This is a genomic window from Peribacillus sp. NPDC096622, from assembly GCF_044762665.1.
In the GTDB taxonomy this organism is placed as follows: domain Bacteria; phylum Bacillota; class Bacilli; order Bacillales; family DSM-1321; genus Peribacillus; species Peribacillus frigoritolerans_B.
Genome location: NZ_JBIWES010000006.1, coordinates 218,257 through 236,443 on the forward strand (window position 1 = coordinate 218,257; position 18,187 = coordinate 236,443).

The following is an 18,187-nucleotide window of genomic DNA, read 5'->3' on the forward strand; positions in this document are numbered from 1 at the left end:
AGGAATAGCGGAAAATGAGGGGAAACCCAAACGCATCAGCCTTTTCCTCATCTTTGTGCATAACTTTTTTGTTTTTTAGAGTAGAAATCAGTCAGGCATGTTTATTAATATCATCGGGCAGGCATCAAAAAAACCTATGCATTCGGTACATGCATAGGTTTTTTCTTATTTACTTGGCACCGTAACTAATCAAGTTCGTCATGATTCGATATCCGCCGGGAACCTGGCCTTGAATTTGCCTGTATAGGACAAGGTTTGTGTAGAGGTAGGTGCCATTACCGTATTTAGCCATGAGGATTCCGCCATCAAATGGTTCTTCATTTGGATCAGCCATGGAAATGAATGTTTCAAACCGTTCATCCCATTCCATCGGGAAGTACAATCCTCTTTCTTGGACCCAATTGCTCCAGTCATCACTTGTTATTTTATTTGGATAGTTAAAAAGAGCCGATTCGGGTTTCGAGACGTTTACCGTGGCTTTTTCATCGGTTACCCGCCAGCGAATCGAAGGATTCCCGAGGGTAAGGGGATATGGAGCTGTCTTCAGGGCATCCCATCGATCACCCGGTTTATGGTATTGAACGACGAGATGACCGCCGTTTTCCACATATTCAAGTAAGCGCGCGTTATTTGCCTTTAAATCTTCCCTTGATAGATAAGCACGGATGCCTGTAACGATCGTGTCATATTGACTTAAATCACCTTCAGCTAAATCAGCCGCAGTTAACTTCGTAATGTTCAGGCCTGCATTGCTCAAGTAATCTGCCACTTTATCGAATCCGCTTTCAATGTACCCCACTTTTAATGAAGCTGGCTTCAAAAGCTCAAATGCAACGGTGTTGATAACTGCTGGGTATTGGTAATAGAATGTTCCGATATGGTCATAGGAAATTTCCTGAATGGTCGAATCAAAGGTTTTCCCATTGACTGTAGCAGCTGCCTTAATCTGATATTCACCATTTTGAATTGCCTTCGGAGGTCTGAGGGTGAACTTCACTTGTTTTTCTTCTGATTTTTCATTAAATGATACAGTGGCATTTTTGGGATGAACTCCCCAATTTTCAGGGACTTTTAAAGCGACCTTTGCTGATGTTTTTCCTTCTGTATAGTTTTTCAAGGTCACCGTCACTGGGACTTCTTCTTTTACATCTGCTGTATTTACGACGATATCTTCAGGAGACAGGGTAAGGCCAACGTCGGGCAGGACAGCGATCGTTCCGTCCAATTCTTCCTTGATGGAAGTTTTTGTGCTGCCGTATTTATAAGAAATGCCCGTTGTAATGGTTGGTTCATCATAGGTATGGTAATAGGCTGCATCTTCAGGGACTTCAACCAGGTAGGTCATCGTCGCTGATTTATTTGGAGCCAGATTGACATCTTTAGCTTTTGTTTTGATCTTCCATCCTTTAGGCACATTCAATGCAGCAGCGACTTTTTTCAAGGTTTGTTTCCCGTTATTCTTCACGGTTACGGTAACATTCGTTCTTTGGCCTTTCGTAAGGATCTTTGAAGCTGCTTCAGCTTGAACTTCGAGTCCTGAAGAGACATAACTGACGTTTTGCAATTGCTCTTCTTTTAATGAGAGCTTATGAAGCAAGTCGTTTTTAATGGCAGGACTTAGCTTTGCCTTTTTGACTTGCGCAGTAATTGAACGAACATTGGAGAGAGCATTTTGGGATGTTGAAAAAACACGTTTTTCATTTGGATAAGCCGCAATAACGGCGTCCAAATTCCGTTGCAGGTATTTAAGTTCACCTTTCAATTTTGAAGCTGAGCGAGGGAGTTTTTCAGCCCATTCAGTAAAATTGTATGGTACACCTGCAAAAAGGTCCGACTCGCTTTTTGTATTAACGGCGCTTTGCTTCAAATCCAGATGGATTTGGCGAGGTGCTGCAGGGATATCAGAACCCATGCCTTGGCTTTTATGCAGATAGCGTGATTGTTCTCCAAGCTGCGGGTAAGTCATATTGTATATTGGGTCAAATTTACCTATTTCAATCGAAGTGGTTGCTTGATCTGCCGAGGAAACGGGCAAATATAACTTTTTCACTTGCCATACCGATAGACCTTGTTTCAATTGTTGTGGAAACACAGTTGGGTCGGCGGCATCCTTAAAGGCACGTTCACTTAAGATTGTCATTGTTCGATGATGTCCATGCTGGGTATCATCATTTTGAAAGGATGGCATCAATATATCCGGCTGATATGTCCGAATAAAGCGGATTAGCCTTTCATAGGTGAGTTCCTCGCCCCATCTTTCCAATGTTTCCTCTGGTGTTTTAGAGAAGCCGAAATCATAAATGGGATCTGAGGTAGTTTCACTTAGATGATAGGCCTTAACCCCGGTGATTTTTGCAGCTTCTATCATTTCCCTCGAACGGATGATTCCAAGAGCATTGTCCAGTTCATCCCCAATTTCATTTTGTCCTCCTTCACCACGGTTTGCAATCAGGCTGGATGTCTTAACCCCTAACCCTCTCGATAGATAAGCGAGAAAGTCACTGCGTTCATCATCCGGATGGGCACCGCTGTTCAAGAATGTCACGGTCGTCTCGAGCGGCTTGACCGCACTCCATAACTCAACGTTGGCTTCCTCAGGATTTGCAGCGTTACCCCCAAGCGGCAATAATGCAAGGACCAACCAAAGGGAAAGCAACGATAACAAAGCTTTTTTCATCTTCTTGTAACCCCCTTCAACTTTTATAAAACACCTAAAAAAATGTAGGTTAGTAATGTTTTCTAACTAACCAGACGGGAAAAAAACATATCTAATAAATAGCACTAATGGTTATAAATGTAAATAATACAAAGTAATTATTTAAAGTTGAACATTTTAAATGTTCAGAAAAATAACTTGTCCGTTGAATATTTTTAAGTTATATTTTTACTTAATTAGTAAGATTTACTAACTAAATGATGTAAGGCCGTGATGTGATGAGTTTTAAAAGAACACCCAGTCATCAAAAATATGTCAATAAAAAAAGAATCATTCAATGCATCCAAGAATGTTCACCCATTTCAAGAGCTGAAATCGCCGTTAAGCTTCAGCTAAGCAAACCAACAGTTTCTCAGGCTGTGGATGAACTTATACAGGAGAAATGGGTATTGGAGAAAGGAATAGGAGAATCCTCATCTCAAGGCGGGAGGAGGCCCATCCAGCTCTTTTTTAATGAAAAGGCTGCCTATATCATCGGTGTCGATATAGGCGGGACGAAAGTGAAAATCGTTTTAAGTGATTTAAGCGGCAACATACTTGCCGGCACTAGTTTTTCAACTAACACTTATTTAAAATCAGGGCTTCTTAAACAAATGGCGATTGAAACGGAACGGTTAATTGCAAAGAATCAGATTGCGAAAGTAAGGATATTGGGGATGGGAGTCGGTATCCCTGGTATTACGCAAACGGCAAGCGGATTGGTAATAGAGGCACCGAGTTTAGGATGGGTACAATATCCATTTATAGCAGAAGCGAAGCGTTATTTTGATTTCCCGATCTTTCTGGACAATGATGTAAACGCGGCTGCACTAGGTGAACAGTGGCTGGGTAATGCACAAAATAAGCGGAATCTGCTGTTCATTGCGGTGGGCACGGGGATTGGAAGCGGCATTATCTTGAATAACCAGTTATACAGAGGGGCTTCCAGTGCAGCTGGGGAAATGGGATATATGGTGACGGACAAAGAGGATATAAAACGTGAATTCAAGCCGATTTTCCATAGATACGGCTATTTGGAAAGTGTTGCAGGAGGAAAGTCGATTGGCGGTCATTTCACCAGGGAGGTCCTCAAGGATCCTCATCATTTTTTATTCGAACGGGCCAAATCTTCCGAACTATCGGGGGAGGATGCTTTTTTTGCAGCAAAAAAAGGAGACACGACAGCCATTGCCGTCATAAATGAAGCCATCGAACATTTAGCCTGCGGAATTGTCAATGCGGCTAGTTTGCTAAATCCGGAAGTGATCATTTTAGGAGGTGGTGTATTAAATTCTTCTGAATACATTTTACCTAGAATTCGGGAGATCGTTGATCGATATCTTCCAAGTTTAGTAGAAATGAAAACTTCACAACTGGGAGAAAACGCAGGAGTGCTTGGAGCGGTTTCCCTATTCTTAAGGGAACATGATGGCATTTTGAATTTTCGTGATGAGGGGGATTATTAATGAAAAATAGGAAAAAGTCGCTTGTTTCAGTACTGACCTTATCGGCAGCGCTATTGATTTCGGGATGTAACGGTACAGATACGAAAACGAATTCGGATACTGGCGGTGCCAAGGGAGAAAAGGATGAGCTGGAAGATAAAATCGTTGTTTATTCACCGCATGGCAAAGATATTTTATCAAAATTCGAAAAGCAGTTCGAAGATAAGTATGGTATTGATGTTGAGTGGCTTGATATGGGTTCCCAGGAAATTCTTGACCGTGTTCGATCAGAGAAAAGCAATCCGCAGGCAGACGTTTGGTGGGGTGCCCCTTCCACGAACTTCAATCAAGCAAAGGATGAGGGGCTGCTGGCTGCTTATAAGCCTAGCTATTCTGATAATCTCGATGAAGGATTCCGCGATCCGGAATGGTATTGGACAGGAACGAGCCAGACACCGGAAGTCATCATGTATAACAGTAAAGAGCTATCAAAAGACGAGGTACCGAAAGATTGGGATGAGCTGCTTGATCCCAAGTGGAAAGACGAAATAATCATCCGCTATCCGTTAGCCTCCGGAACGATGAGGACAATTTTTTCTGCGATGATCTATCGTACGTATAAGGATACAAATGATCCAAAAGAAGGGTATGACTGGTTAAAGAAGCTCGACCAAAACACAAAGGAATATTCAGCGAATCCTGAAATGATGTATAACAAGGTAGCCAAAGGAGAGGGGTCACTTTCCGTTTGGGCAATGCCGGATGTTGTCATGCTTAAGGAAAATAAAAATTATCCATTTGAGTTCGTCATTCCGAAAAGCGGAACACCAGTATTGACAGAAGGTATCGCCATCGTTGAAGGTGCCAAGCATCCAAAAGCGGCAGAGGCCTTTTATGAGTTTGTGAATACACCTGAAGCCGCAAAAACTTTGGCAGAAGAATTTTACAGGATTCCGACCAGAAGTGATGTGAAGGGTTTACCTGAATGGATCACGGAAACAGAAATTAAAGCGATGGATATTGATTGGAATGCATTCGAGGAAAAAGGTGACGAGTGGATGAAATACTGGGACGAAAATATTAAAAGTGGAGATAAAGAAATTAAAGAATAAGGAAGTGTCGTTGGGATGGCGTCAATAAAAATGGAAAATGTCCAAAAAGCCTTCGGGAAAACGATAGCTGTTGACCAGTTAAATCTGGAAATCAAAGAAGGTGAGTTTTTTACCTTTCTTGGTCCAAGCGGCTGTGGTAAAACGACAACGCTTCGGATGATTGCCGGTTTTTATTATCCGACAAAAGGTGTCGTCCGATTTGGCGACAAAGATATGACGCGTGTACCTCCGGAGAAAAGGAATACAGGCATGGTTTTTCAAAACTATGCCCTCTTTCCCCACATGACTGTTTTTGAAAATGTAGCGTTTGGCTTGCGTGTCAGAAAGGTTTCTCCTGCTGACTTAAAAAGGAGAGTGCTGGATGCCCTCCAAAAGGTCAGGCTGGAGAGCTATTCGGATCGTCAAGTGAGCCAGTTAAGCGGAGGACAGCAGCAGCGGGTGGCCCTTGCGAGAGCACTGGTCATTGAACCGGAGATATTACTGCTGGATGAACCATTAAGTAATCTGGATGCCAAGCTTCGTGATGAAATGAGAGTGGAAATCTTAAGGCTGCAGCGTGATTATAAGATTACCACCATTTATGTCACACATGATCAGGCTGAGGCATTATCCATGAGTGATCGGATCGCTGTGTTCAATTATGGTGTATGTCACCAGGTCGGGACGCCAACAGAAATTTATAATCGGCCGGCCAATGACTTTGTGGCGAGTTTTATAGGCGAGATTAATCTATTGCCCGTTCAAGTCGAAAAAGTTCAACAAGATAATATAGAGGTTGCCCTTAAAGGTAGTGAACAACCGATTAAATTGAATGTGGAAAATCAAGCTAGAGAAGGAATTTCAATCTTACAGACTGATGTTGACCTTGCTGTTTCGATTCGTCCTGAAGCAATCAGAATTCTGGATGTGACCGAAGAAGGAATGAATATCTTTAAAGGTAAAATAAATTCCGTCCAATTCTTTGGATCTGTTATGAATGTCATGGTGGATGTTCAAGACGTGTCACTAAGGGTCGACGTATTTAACACCCATGATTTTGGATACTTTTATCAAGGAAAGGAAGTGTATGTCCAGCTTCCCGAGAAACAGCTGCGTCTTATCCCTGTCATAAGCGGTGATGCTCCATGATTAAAAATCGTGATACGAGATTGACGGTTTGGCTCCTTCTACCAGTTGCATTGGTGCTTGTAGCATATGTACTCTACCCATCGTTGAGGACCTTTATAGAAAGTCTGCAAAAAGACGGAATGATATCCCTTGGAAATTATCAGGACTTCTTCGTACAGGAATCGAAAACGAACTTAGAGGCTCTTTGGAATTCTGTTTATATATCCTTATTGAGTGTATTGGTCAGTGCCTTGATTGGCATTCCGCTCGCATTCATTTTTAACCGTTACGATTTTCCCGGCAGAAGCTTCTTTTCATCAGCAGCGATTTTGCCGATTGTCCTGCCATCATTGGTAGGGGTCATGGCCTTTATGTTTTTATATGGAGAATCGGGATTGGTTCCAAATGCCATCAAGGACCTGTTTGGTCTTGATAAGGTTCCATTCAAGATTGGCGGGGTATCGGGAATTCTTATCGTGCATGCCTATACGATGTATGTTTATTTTTATATGACTGTATCCGCTGCAATCAATAAAATAGATCCCTCACTTGAAGAAGCCGCTTATAACTTAGGCGCAAATAAATTCAAGGTTTTTTGGAAGGTGACATTTCCATTATTGACACCTGCCATCGTTGCCGCCTCTTTACTAGTTTTCATGATATCAATGGCTTCTTTCAGTGCCCCGTTTTTATTAGCTGGCGGATACAGGGTGTTGAGCCTGCAAATTTATTTTTCAAAAATCAATGGTGATATGGAAATTGCCGCTACTCAATCGGTCATTCTATCCATCGTTTCGATTTCATTTCTATTATTCATGCGTTGGTATCAGAATAGGAAGGATTATCGCATGGCTTCGAAAGGAATTGGCGCACACAGGAGTGAAGTGAAGAACCCGTTCATGAAATGGGTGATGGTCGTAACGGGTATCATCGGCGTAATTATTCTGCTTTTACCGCATTTTACGATTCTTTTGCTTTCACTAGTGCCGGATGGAACCTGGACATTTCAAACGTACCCCACAGTATTTAATGTGGAAAATTACCGGCTTTTGTTTGAAGATCCTAATATCTTCAAACCGTTACGAAATAGTTTACTGATGGCGGTCATTGCAACGTTGGCAAATCTGGTGTTTGGGGTCATAGCGTCCTATGTACTTGTCAAACGGAAATTCGTCGGGAAAAGCCTTGTCGATATTCTAGTCATGATTCCTTGGGCGTTGCCTGCAACGGTCATAGGGATGAACTTGATATTCGCATTCAATGAACCTAGCGTTTTTTCCTTTGGTCAAATATTGGTAGGAACATTTTGGATATTGCCGCTTGCCTATTTCATCAGGCATATTCCACTCGTTGTCCGCTCGACTAATGCCGTTCTGGAGCAGCTGGATGATTCGATTGAGGAAGCAGCCAGAAACTTGGGGGCTAAGTGGTTTTATACCTTCAGAAGGGTCATATTTCCGATTATTATGCCAGGTGTTTTATCAGGGACATTATTGGCATTTATCGAATCTGTGGGGGAATTCCCGACCTCGGTCCTGTTGTACACGATTTCAAACAGGCCCATATCCATTGAAATCATGAATCAGCTTAGGATGTTCAATATGGGGCAGGCAGCCGCATATGGGATGATTCAAATCACGCTGATTGTAATCGTTCTCTTTATTTCGAACAAGTTTTTTGGAATCAAAGCGGAAAAAGCTTTATAAATCGGAGGTTCAAAGATGAGCAGGCTTGAAGAGTTTATCAAAAATGAAGGTAGTGTCTTTCCCGGAAAAACCTATGCTAGAGAGCTTCTGATGCCTGTTTTTAATGATCAAAGAGATTATTTATTTCATGCAATGTTCGATATTCATCGGGCACATGTCATCATGCTTTCGGAACAAAAGATCATTAAAGATGAAGAGGCGAGAACCATGCTTGATGGGATTCGGAAAGTGGCCCAAACAGATCTCGCCCAGTTGACCTATCAGCCCCAATTCGAAGACTTATTCTTCATGATGGAGGCAAAGATCGGTGAGGAAATCGGTCATGAACTTGCAGGGAAGATTCATATCGGCCGCAGTCGTAATGATATGGGAGTTGCAATGTACCGGCTTGTTTTGAGAGGTCATCTGCTCCAATTGATAGGCTATGCAAACCAATTGAACGAAGCATTCTTAGTGCAGGCTGAAAAACATACAGAAACCTATATTACAGGTTATACGCATACCCAACCGGCTCAGCCGACTACAATAGGACATTACTTTTTAGCCATTTATGATGTGCTTCAAAGGGATATTGGCAGATTGTGGTCAGCCTATGAAACGGTTAACCAATCCCCTTTGGGTGCGGCCGCGTTAACGACCACCGGATTTCCGATCAGTCGGAACCGTACTGCTGATCTGCTTGGGTTTGATTCGGTGATTGAGAATTCCTATGATTCGATAGGCGGGGCAGATTATTTATTGGAAACCGCAACTGCAATCATGACGTGCATGGTCAATACAGGGAGATGGATTCAAGATTTCCTGCAGCATGTGACAAGGGAGTTTGGAACATTTCATGTGGCGGATCCTTATGTTCAAGTGAGCAGCATCATGCCGCAAAAAAGAAATCCAGTCTCAATTGAACATTCCCGTTCAATTGCAAGCAGTGCGTATGGTGATGCACTTGCTGCAATGAATATGATCCACAATACACCATTTGGTGATATCGTCGATACGGAAGATGATTTACAGCCGCATTTATATCGAGCTTTTTCGAATGCAGGCCGTGTCATGAAACTAATGTATGCCGTCATATCGACTTTGAAAGTAAATGAAGAACATACAAAGAAAATGGCCGCAAAATCCAGTATAACGGTTACTGAATTAGCGGATACCCTATCAAGAGATTACGACATATCCTTTAGAAAAGCCCATTCCATAGCCAGTACTATTGCAAAACGGTCAATTAGTGAAGGGAAAGAGCTATATGATTGGGACACACAAGAAATCAACAGTATCATCAATGAATTCGTTTCAGTGAACATAGCTGAAGACGAATGGAAAAAAATAATCTCTCCCGAATATTTTGTGGAGATAAGAAGCATTCAAGGCGGGCCCTCCCCGAAAGAGGTTACGAGAATGATTGTAAATAGAAAACAAAAACTGGAACAAGAGTTGCAAGAATATAAGAAAATGGTCAAAGAATTGAATGATCGCAGGAAGGCTTTAGTGGATTACTGAAGGTACGGGGTAAAAAGGAAATGAGCTTTAACGGACATGAAATTCACGAGTATTTGCACCAAATTCACGAGTAAAAGCATGAAACTCACGAGTATTTGTTCCAATTCATGAGTAAAAGCATGAAACTCACGAGTAAAAGCCCGAACCTCCTGAAGAGAGTATTTTTGGTCGGCTTGGACGAAATACGATGCATTTTATCTGTTAACAGAGAAAGCTTCCTATTTTATGATATATAGTCATTCTTTATTAGGGTGGCTATTTTTTTGAATTTTATTGAAACTGAGATATCCCCACTAACAATAAATGTAGATTATTTCCAAAGGCAATGCAGTTATTTGTAAAATATATAATATGAGGCGGAATGTTAATGTCAAATAGATTTCAGTTCGGTTTTATCCTGATTTTAATAGCTTTCGTAATATCGATTATTTTTTGCTTGAATCCGGAAGCTTTATTAAGAGGTGGATATGACTTAGCTATTGATGGTCTGGTAGTATCCAGAACCTTGATGATTATTTTTTCGTTGTATTTATTAGTTAAAATAGGGGATTTGTTTATAAACAGAAAAGATTAATAGTCTAAAATGAGACTTCCTATAATCAAACTTGAGAAAAAGGACATTATGCTTTGTCTGTCGATAATAAGGAAGGCTCAGTCTTTTGACTGAGCCTCCAATGTTTATTTATCCAGAATAACCAGTTTCAAAGTTGCTTCATATATCGTTAACGGATTTAGGTTCCAACTGAACCGCATGCTTTCTGAAAGCAAGACTTACCGTGATCATCACAATGAAATTGACTGCCAATGCGATGATTCCAACATTCAAATCTTTCGCTGCTTGCGGCAAGGATGGAAACAAGGTCCCTATTGTCGATTGACTTAGTGTAATGCAGATTACGATGGCCAATCCGGTGATGATACCGGTGATTGCACCAAATTTATTGATCGGATTATTCCTTTTCAGACTAAAGAGAAGGGACGGGAAAAGCTGTGTGATGAGACTGTATCCCATAAGAATTAATGCCGACATCGTTTCACCGCCGTTTAAGGTGAAGTAGACGGCTATAAGGGCAATGACTGGCACAAGGAACTTTGCCAACCGTACAATGTGGCGATCGGATACTGCGGGTGCAAATTCCTTATAAACGTTTTTCGCGAGCAGTGTAGCGACGCTCATCAAAAGCATGGATCCCGGCACCAATGCGGTCAACAATCCAGCTCCGCCGATTATGCCTATAAACCATGGATCAAAGGTCTCGATCGAAAGGCGCAGCAATGAGAGGTCTGCATCTGCCCCAACGAGTCCGGGCACTTTCAATATAGCTGTAAACCCAACGAAAAAGACGAATAACAGCATGAGTGTATATAAAGGGCTGATGATGGCGTTTTTTCGAAATACCTTGCCGCTGCGTGCTGAATAAACAGCGCTGAAAACTTGTGGCCACATATAGAAACCGAATACGAGCAATATTACCGTGGAGATGAACCATGATACGCTAAGCCCCTGATCAGGGAACTTTAGAAAACCAGGCTTGGCCGCATCAACCGCTTCAAACATCGGCTGAAATCCGCCAAAGTAATGTATCGGCAGATAAATCCCCAAAAATCCTATTATGGCGACCATCATGATATCTTTAATGACCGCTGTCCAAACTGAACCGTGGATACCGGAAATCATCACATAAATGGTAAGGCTGATCGCCCCCATCCAAACTGCCTCGGACATTGAGATGGCACCATAAGATGCTTCCGAGACAATGATCCCCAATCCTTTCAGCTGCACGACGATCACTGGAATCATCGACACCACACCGACAAGCGCAGCCAAAATTCCTAAACTGGGACTCTTATATTTGCTTACAAAGAAATCGGATTGAGACATCAGTTTATTTTCTTTGGCATATCTCCATATTTCCGGTAGGAGCCAATAGGATAATACGTAAGATAAAGTAATGTAAATGAGAACATATAGAGCGGGTGCACCCTTGCCATAAGCCCAGCCGCTGCCGCCAAGGAAGGAGAAGGTCGTATAGATTTCCCCGGCCATCAGCAGAAAGACGAATATCGCACCAAAACCGCGTCCGCCCACCGTCCATTGTTCCAAGTCCATATCTTTTCCTTTTGAAGAGCGTATGCCTAAAAATATCGATAGAAGTAAAAATGCTAAAATGATTAAGAGAGCAATATTCATTCCTGGTCACCTTCCCGATTCCTGGGATCCAGCTTATACATGATGCCGAGTATGGCAGAGGTAAGGACCACCCACATAGCCATCCAGAACATATTGAAAGGCATCCCTAATACATATGGTTCTATTTTATTAACAAAAGGTAGAAATACGAGTATGCCTATAAAAGGAACTAGAGTAAGAATATATATAATCTTCACTAAACAAACCCCTCCGTTTTTATATAAAGTGAAACGCCCACCAATGGGGGTTTATTCTTCAATGCGACTGATGGATGGGTGAACCAAACCGGGATGAAAAATTCATACATGACGGAAAAGGTCCGATGATATATATTAGCTTACACTATTTTGATATAAAATTTAATGCAGTTGCCTGATATATTTTAGCAACAGTTCGCAGACAGCCGAATCCAAATGTGTTCATAAGACAGATAAAGCCTTGAATTCATATTGAGTTCAAGGCTTTATTTCCTTTAGCTATCTTTTTTCCGATAGTTATATAGTATCACCAAGAGGATGAACCAGATTGGGGTCAAGAGCAGTGATAGTCGTGTAGCTTCAGCGAATAGCATAACAATAAGGATGAACAGGAATAATCCTAAAATGGCGTAATTGACAAAAGGTGTAAAAGGAGCCTTGAAAGTCGATTCGGCTCTTAGGTCAGGCCTTGTTTTCGAATATTTGATATGGGAGATCAAGATAATGCTCCATACCCATATGAAACAGATGGCACTGATGGTAGTCACGACAGTAAATGCCTGTTCAGGTATCATTTTGCTTAATAATGCCCCTATTGATACAACGATTGTGGATGTTAATAAGGCATTGCTCGGAACAGCCTGTTTATTTAATTTTTCCAGTTTAGCAGGGGCTTCTCCATTCCTGCTTAACGTATAGAGTATTCGGCTTGTTGAAAATAAACCGCTGTTGCATGCAGAAGCAGCGGATGTCAAAACGACGAAGTTGATGATCCCTGCAGCGACGGGAATGCCAATTAACGCAAAGACCTCTACAAATGGACTGCTCGTGGCATTCAATTGTGTCCATGGGTTGACGCAGAGAATGACGAATATGGCACCAACATAGAAAAGTAAAATCCGGACAGGGATTTTATTGATGGCAGATGGAATGTTCTTTCTCGGGTTCGCCGTTTCTGCTGCAGAAACCCCGACCAATTCGACACCGACAAATGAGAAGACGACCAACTGTAAAGATAGTAGGAATCCGGAAATGCCATTGGGGAACATGCCACCATGATTCCATAGGTTCGTTAGGGAAACCGTTCCGGTATTGGTATTGAAGCCGATGATCAAAAGAAAGATTCCTACGATGATCAAGGCGATGATCGTGATTACTTTAATGATGGCAAACCAGAATTCCAATTCGCCAAATATCTTAACGGTCAATAGGTTCAATCCTAACAGAATGACCAGGCATATTAGAGCCGGAATCCATTGAGGGACATCAAACCAATATTGTATATAGACACCGACAGCTATGATATCGGCCATTGCGGTCATGATCCAACAGAACCAATATGTCCAACCTGTCACGAAGCCGGCCCATGGACCGACATATTCAGTTGCGAATTCAGTGAATGATACATACCCTGCATTGGATAAGAGCAATTCCCCCAGGGCCCTCATCACAAAAAACAAGGCAATCCCTATTATCAGATAAGAGAATAATATGGAAGGTCCTGCCAATTGTATAGCTTTTCCTGAACCTAAAAATAACCCGGTGCCAATGGTTCCTCCTATTGCAATCAGTTGTACATGTCGATTTTTTAAATCTCTTTTCAATTCTTGTTTAGCCAATTCGTACGCCCCCGTCTTTTATAGTCTTGGTAGTGAATGTTTTTACCTGCATGGTCTTGGAGAGAGGGACGTGATTATTTCGCCCAGCTGGCCTTTCCCATTGGTTTTAAAAGTTGGTGTTTTTAGTCCAATCACAAAATGGACAATAAAAAAAGAGATTGGATAATACCAATCTCTTAAAGGGCTCAGAATAACAATTTTATCATTCGTTACTCTTCTGTCCTTTTGCCTGAGATTGTGAATCCTTCGGCGCTGTATCTTGTACAGTCTCTCCAGAAGCTGCTCCTGCTATAGTGTCATCCATAGCATTCATCGCTTGCTTGTATGCGGTTGTGAAGAAATGTCAGTCAGTGAAAATCTATCACTGCTGGAGCATTCATTATACTTATAAAATAATATTGGAATTCTATCATCTATTTTTCGGTAGGTCAACAAGTTTTTTTGAAGTGAAACTGGCCTTATCTGCAGTTTATAGTGGGTTGTATTTAACTTAAGGTTTAAGCAGAAGTGATCTTTTTGAACGATCACTATAATAAAATACTGAACATCACTTTTTTAAAATGATATTTTTAGACTGGGAAAATCGACAAGATATTATTGGTAACTGTTTATTTCAAAAATACAATTGTATTTTTACAGAATATTTACTATTATAAGATAAGAAAACGTAATTGAAGTGTTATGTAATATTGATTAGGATAAAGCATTTCTAACTGCAATAATTAATAGAGAGTCGTTCGTGGTAAGGATAGAAAAACATTACCGATATTGCATCTGGGGGAGTTAATCATGTCGAACAAGGAATTAAAGAGAGGGCTGGAATCACGACATATTCAAATGATAGCTTTGGGCGGAACCATCGGAGTCGGGTTATTCATGGGTTCTGCAAGCACGATCAAATGGACCGGGCCCTCTGTAATGCTTGCTTATGCCATCGCAGGTATTTTTATATTTTTCATCATGCGTTCCATGGGTGAGATGTTATATTTAGAACCGACTACAGGTTCTTTTGCAACCTTTGCGAGCAGCTATATACATCCTTTGGCAGGTTATATGACTGCTTGGAGCAATTGGTTTCAATGGGTAATCGTCGGAATGTCCGAAATTATCGCGGTTGGGTTGTATATGCAATATTGGTTCCCGGAGTTACCTGCTTGGATACCAGGTGTGGTAGCCATGATCATCTTGGGGGCGGCCAACCTCATTTCCGTAAAATCATTCGGGGAATTTGAATTCTGGTTTGCGCTTATAAAAATCATAACGATTATATTGATGATCGTTGCCGGCCTGGGCCTTATCTTCTTTGGGATAGGCAATGGCGGGGATGCGATTGGATTATCGAATCTATGGGCAAATGGCGGCTTCTTTACGGGAGGCTGGACAGGATTCTTCTTTGCGCTTTCACTTGTCGTGGCTTCCTATCAAGGCGTTGAGCTTATCGGCATCACGGCCGGTGAAGCGAAAGACCCAACGAAGACCGTAACAAAAGCGATTCAATCAATCATATGGCGCATATTGATTTTCTATATTGGTGCCATATTCGTCATCGTGACAGTCTTCCCTTGGGATCAACTGGATGACTTAGGCAGCCCATTCGTTTCAACCTTTGCCAAAATCGGTATCACTGCGGCGGCAGGAATCATCAATTTTGTCGTAATCACTGCGGCAATGTCCGGATGCAACAGTGGGATTTTCAGTGCAGGACGTATGCTTTACACACTGGCATTGAATGGCCAAGCTCCGAAAGTCTTTGCTAAAGTATCTAAAAATGGAGTGCCGGCATATTGCACGATCGCTGTACTATTAGGATTGGGCATCGGGGTTATCCTGAATTACCTTGCACCGCCGCAATTATTCCTTTATGTGTATAGTGCGAGTGTATTGCCCGGGATGATTCCATGGTTTGTCTTACTTATCAGTGAGCTTAAATTCAGAAAGGTAAATGCCGCTGAAATGGAGAAGCATCCTTTCAAAATGCCGTTGGCCCCTTACAGTAACTATGCGACAATAGCCTTTTTACTGATGGTGCTGGTGGGTATGTGGATCAATCCGAGTACCCGGATTTCCTTGGTTGTCGGGATCGTTTTCCTAGCCTTGGTTGTGGCAAGTTATTACATGCTGAAAATGGATAAACGAACACCGTTGGATGTTAAATCCGATGATGAAATTTCAGGATAAAAATTCTATTAGAAAGCCCTTCTCTTAATTCGAGAAGGGCTTTTGTTGTCTTTGTGGATCAATTGTTAGAATTCACGAGTAAATCAGCGAAATTCACGAGTAAATCGGCAAAACTCACGAGTAAAGTAGTTGAATTCACGAGTAAATCACTTAAATTCACGAGTAAAGCTAATTTGACCCCATAACAAGGGAGACCAGTAGGGGGAATGAATCAAAAAGCCTATGGAATGAGAATTCCTGCCAGATTTTTTCATCTTTACACAAGGAAGTTTTTATACAAATTACCGGGCGTACCGTAACACCAAATGAAGCGCTCCACATGAACGAATATAAACAGCGTCTATTCCAGACGATTTTCCACTGACATCAATTCCGCGATATAGCTTATGATTTGTTGGTTCCAATGCAGAAATCGAGCCAAATGGGACACCAATCCAAGTAATAGAACGCAAGTATAGTAAGTATTATTTTTTAACAATATTTATCCGCCGAGAATAGGATTCTAAATTGTACAATTCTTGTCCAGGGTCATGAAAAGAACCACCCCAAGTTTGTGATGGAGTGTTTTTTTTTCATAAGTTAAGTTCAGCCTTTTCCTGCTTGGAATCCTGGATATTTGGTCATTCCGCCATCAGCGTATAAGGTCATTCCCGTTACGTAGCTCGATTCGGCGGAAGCTAGCCAAGCGGCACAAGCGGCAATTTGTTCCGGTTTTCCGATGTATCCCATCGGTATCAGGTCGATGACTTCTTGTTGAGCTTTTGGGTCATTGAATTTTTCGGCATTGATGGGTGTGTCGATTGCCCCAGGTGAAATATTATTAATGCGAATCCCTTTAGGAGCATATTCAAGTGCAAGGGTTTCTGTCATCATCTTCACTCCGCCCTTACTTGCTGCATAGTGGACAAAATGAGGCCAAGGTATCCGGTCATGGACGGAAGACATGTTAATGATATTGCCCTTGATACCATGATCGAGCATATAATTGATTGCTTCCCTGCTTGCCAGGAACATCCCCGTTAGATTTACATCGATGACTTTCTGCCAATCTTCAAGAGTCAATTTTTCGCTGGGCACTTCATTTTCAATACCAGCATTGTTGATCATGATATCGATTGTACCAAAGGTGTCCACAGCGAAAGAAAGCAATTTCTTCACATCCGCTTCTTTAGAAACGTCACCTTGAATGGCTGCGGCTTTCCCGCCTGCAGCTTCAATCGTTTTGATGATTTCCTTATGGTCGCCATTTTCAGTGTGATAATTTAATACGACATGTGCTTTTTCTTTACCGAACCTTTCGGCCATGGCTTTTCCTAACCCTTTTGCCGCTCCGGTGATCACGACCACTTTTTTCTCTAAATCGTCATACATCATTCATCTCTCCTTTAACTATTCTTTTGTGAAGCCGATCATGATTCCGCCAGCAATTACGAGTACACACCCGATGATGACGAAGGCCATTTGCTTTTTGGATTTTTTCTCTCCTAAAAGAAAGATGCCGCCTAAAGTGGAAATGACGATTCCCATTTGGGAAAATGAGAATGCGATGGCAACGCCCACTTTTGGATTAGCGAGCAAGAGAACGATATTACCGACTGCCCACATCATTCCGGTTAGAATATTTCGTCCGGCATACTTATTAAACGGTTTATGTTTGATTGAAAGGAGCAAGGCAGCCAGGAACATGCCAATTGCTTGCGGCAGGATCGCCGACCATCCGTCAACTTCATTCCATCTAACGACGATGACATATGTAACATAACCCATCGTAGAAATGGCAAGGTAAAAAACGCCTTTTTTCATGTTTCCTTCTTTTTTGTTATCACCATCACCGTAGCTAGTCAGCAAGACACCTGTAATCAAACAGATTATTGCAACAATGCCGATGGTGATTGTCATCTTGTCATTCCATTCCCTGAAAATGATAACCGCAAAAAATGTATTCCCTAGAATTTGCAGTCCTGTTGAGATTGGAACGGTTTTTGATACCCCGATTTCCTTCACGCTATTGAATTGAAATAACTGCCCGAATGCCCAGCCTATTCCGGAAATGATGCCGACAGTCCACACTGTACCGCTCCATTCCGGCGGATTGATGAAAGACATCATGATGGCGAACAGTAAAGAACCGATTGTAATGCCAAGTGTTTGATTATAAGAGTTGCCTCCGAGTTTTTCGGACACAAGCACTAAGCTGCCCCATGTCAATGCAGGGAGGAGCGCAAAGAGAAAACCTTCCAAAATTTCATCTCCTAAACTAGAAAACAATGTTTTTATCAATATAAAATAGCAAGTTAGTAAGCTATTGAATGTATGTATAGTTTTCCCTTTACACGGGAAAGAAAACATGGTTTTAATTTACCAATTTTCCATTTTATTTTTCAGGGGTGATTCAATGAAATAATAAGTGGTTTATGGTACTTTTAATTTAAAAAAT

Annotated in this window: 12 protein-coding genes and 1 riboswitch; of the genes, 6 read left to right on the plus strand and 6 right to left on the minus strand. The window is 41.7% G+C overall.

All coding sequences use genetic code 11. From position 1 onward, the window contains the following. Positions 1 to 169: 169 nt before the first annotated feature. Positions 170 to 2,677 carry an NEW3 domain-containing protein gene (locus tag ACIQYG_RS13740; protein WP_402838823.1) on the minus strand — a complete coding sequence of 836 codons (2,508 nt, stop codon included), beginning with the start codon at positions 2,675 to 2,677 and terminating at the stop codon, positions 170 to 172. A gap of 257 nt (positions 2,678 to 2,934) precedes the next feature. Between ACIQYG_RS13740 and ACIQYG_RS13745 the strand changes: the two genes are divergently transcribed. From ACIQYG_RS13745 to argH, 5 genes are read left to right on the plus strand one after another with little or no spacing between them, the layout of a single operon-like run. Next, on the plus strand, positions 2,935 to 4,161 hold the full coding sequence (locus ACIQYG_RS13745; protein ID WP_402838825.1) for an ROK family transcriptional regulator: 1,227 nt from the start codon (positions 2,935 to 2,937) through the stop codon (positions 4,159 to 4,161). Beyond that, positions 4,161 to 5,252: an extracellular solute-binding protein gene (locus ACIQYG_RS13750; protein ID WP_402838827.1), complete on the plus strand. Its 1,092-nt coding sequence runs from the start codon at positions 4,161 to 4,163 to the stop codon at positions 5,250 to 5,252. The genes ACIQYG_RS13745 and ACIQYG_RS13750 overlap by 1 nt, the downstream gene beginning before the upstream one ends. A gap of 15 nt (positions 5,253 to 5,267) precedes the next feature. Further along, on the plus strand, positions 5,268 to 6,380 hold the full coding sequence (locus ACIQYG_RS13755; RefSeq protein WP_402838829.1) for an ABC transporter ATP-binding protein: 1,113 nt from the start codon (positions 5,268 to 5,270) through the stop codon (positions 6,378 to 6,380). Beyond that, a complete protein-coding gene (locus ACIQYG_RS13760; protein WP_402838831.1) occupies positions 6,377 to 8,065 on the plus strand; it encodes an ABC transporter permease in 1,689 nt (562 codons plus the stop codon). Before ACIQYG_RS13755 ends, ACIQYG_RS13760 begins: the two co-directional genes overlap by 4 nt. Before the next feature lie 15 nt (positions 8,066 to 8,080). Next, a complete protein-coding gene (argH, locus tag ACIQYG_RS13765; protein ID WP_402838833.1) occupies positions 8,081 to 9,565 on the plus strand; it encodes an argininosuccinate lyase in 1,485 nt (494 codons plus the stop codon). 712 nt (positions 9,566 to 10,277) lie between these two features. On the opposite strand, the gene ACIQYG_RS13770 is transcribed toward argH, so the two are convergent. The 3 genes from ACIQYG_RS13770 to ACIQYG_RS13780 form a co-directional block, all read right to left on the minus strand. Continuing rightward, positions 10,278 to 11,756, minus strand: a complete 1,479-nt coding sequence (locus ACIQYG_RS13770; RefSeq protein ID WP_402838834.1) for a sodium:solute symporter family protein — start codon at positions 11,754 to 11,756, stop codon at positions 10,278 to 10,280. Continuing rightward, the gene (locus ACIQYG_RS13775; protein ID WP_402838836.1) at positions 11,753 to 11,953 is read right to left on the minus strand and encodes a DUF3311 domain-containing protein; all 201 of its coding nucleotides are present in this window, start codon (positions 11,951 to 11,953) and stop codon (positions 11,753 to 11,755) included. Before ACIQYG_RS13775 ends, ACIQYG_RS13770 begins: the two co-directional genes overlap by 4 nt. A gap of 275 nt (positions 11,954 to 12,228) precedes the next feature. Next, a complete protein-coding gene (locus tag ACIQYG_RS13780; RefSeq protein ID WP_402838838.1) occupies positions 12,229 to 13,572 on the minus strand; it encodes an amino acid permease in 1,344 nt (447 codons plus the stop codon). A gap of 207 nt (positions 13,573 to 13,779) precedes the next feature. Next, a riboswitch (glycine riboswitch) is annotated at positions 13,780 to 13,858 on the minus strand. Between the two features lie 503 nt (positions 13,859 to 14,361). Here ACIQYG_RS13780 and ACIQYG_RS13785 point away from each other — a divergent pair. Continuing rightward, complete coding sequence (locus ACIQYG_RS13785; protein WP_402838840.1) at positions 14,362 to 15,750, plus strand: amino acid permease; 1,389 nt, start codon at positions 14,362 to 14,364, stop codon at positions 15,748 to 15,750. Between the two features lie 585 nt (positions 15,751 to 16,335). On the opposite strand, the gene ACIQYG_RS13790 is transcribed toward ACIQYG_RS13785, so the two are convergent. After that, positions 16,336 to 17,121: a glucose-1-dehydrogenase gene (locus ACIQYG_RS13790; RefSeq protein WP_402838934.1), complete on the minus strand. Its 786-nt coding sequence runs from the start codon at positions 17,119 to 17,121 to the stop codon at positions 16,336 to 16,338. Between the two features lie 18 nt (positions 17,122 to 17,139). Then, positions 17,140 to 17,991: a GRP family sugar transporter gene (locus ACIQYG_RS13795; protein WP_402838841.1), complete on the minus strand. Its 852-nt coding sequence runs from the start codon at positions 17,989 to 17,991 to the stop codon at positions 17,140 to 17,142. Positions 17,992 to 18,187: the final 196 nt, after the last annotated feature.

Bases quoted from the DNA above. Each gene is read 5' to 3' on its own strand.
- ACIQYG_RS13740 (WP_402838823.1), bottom strand. From the start codon at position 2,677: ATGAAAAAAGCTTTGTTATCGTTGCTTTCCCTTTGGTTGGTCCTTGCA.
- ACIQYG_RS13745 (WP_402838825.1), top strand. From the start codon at position 2,935: ATGAGTTTTAAAAGAACACCCAGTCATCAAAAATATGTCAATAAAAAA.
- ACIQYG_RS13750 (WP_402838827.1), top strand. From the start codon at position 4,161: ATGAAAAATAGGAAAAAGTCGCTTGTTTCAGTACTGACCTTATCGGCA.
- ACIQYG_RS13755 (WP_402838829.1), top strand. From the start codon at position 5,268: ATGGCGTCAATAAAAATGGAAAATGTCCAAAAAGCCTTCGGGAAAACG.
- ACIQYG_RS13760 (WP_402838831.1), top strand. From the start codon at position 6,377: ATGATTAAAAATCGTGATACGAGATTGACGGTTTGGCTCCTTCTACCA.
- argH (WP_402838833.1), top strand. From the start codon at position 8,081: ATGAGCAGGCTTGAAGAGTTTATCAAAAATGAAGGTAGTGTCTTTCCC.
- ACIQYG_RS13770 (WP_402838834.1), bottom strand. From the start codon at position 11,756: ATGAATATTGCTCTCTTAATCATTTTAGCATTTTTACTTCTATCGATA.
- ACIQYG_RS13785 (WP_402838840.1), top strand. From the start codon at position 14,362: ATGTCGAACAAGGAATTAAAGAGAGGGCTGGAATCACGACATATTCAA.
- ACIQYG_RS13790 (WP_402838934.1), bottom strand. From the start codon at position 17,121: ATGTATGACGATTTAGAGAAAAAAGTGGTCGTGATCACCGGAGCGGCA.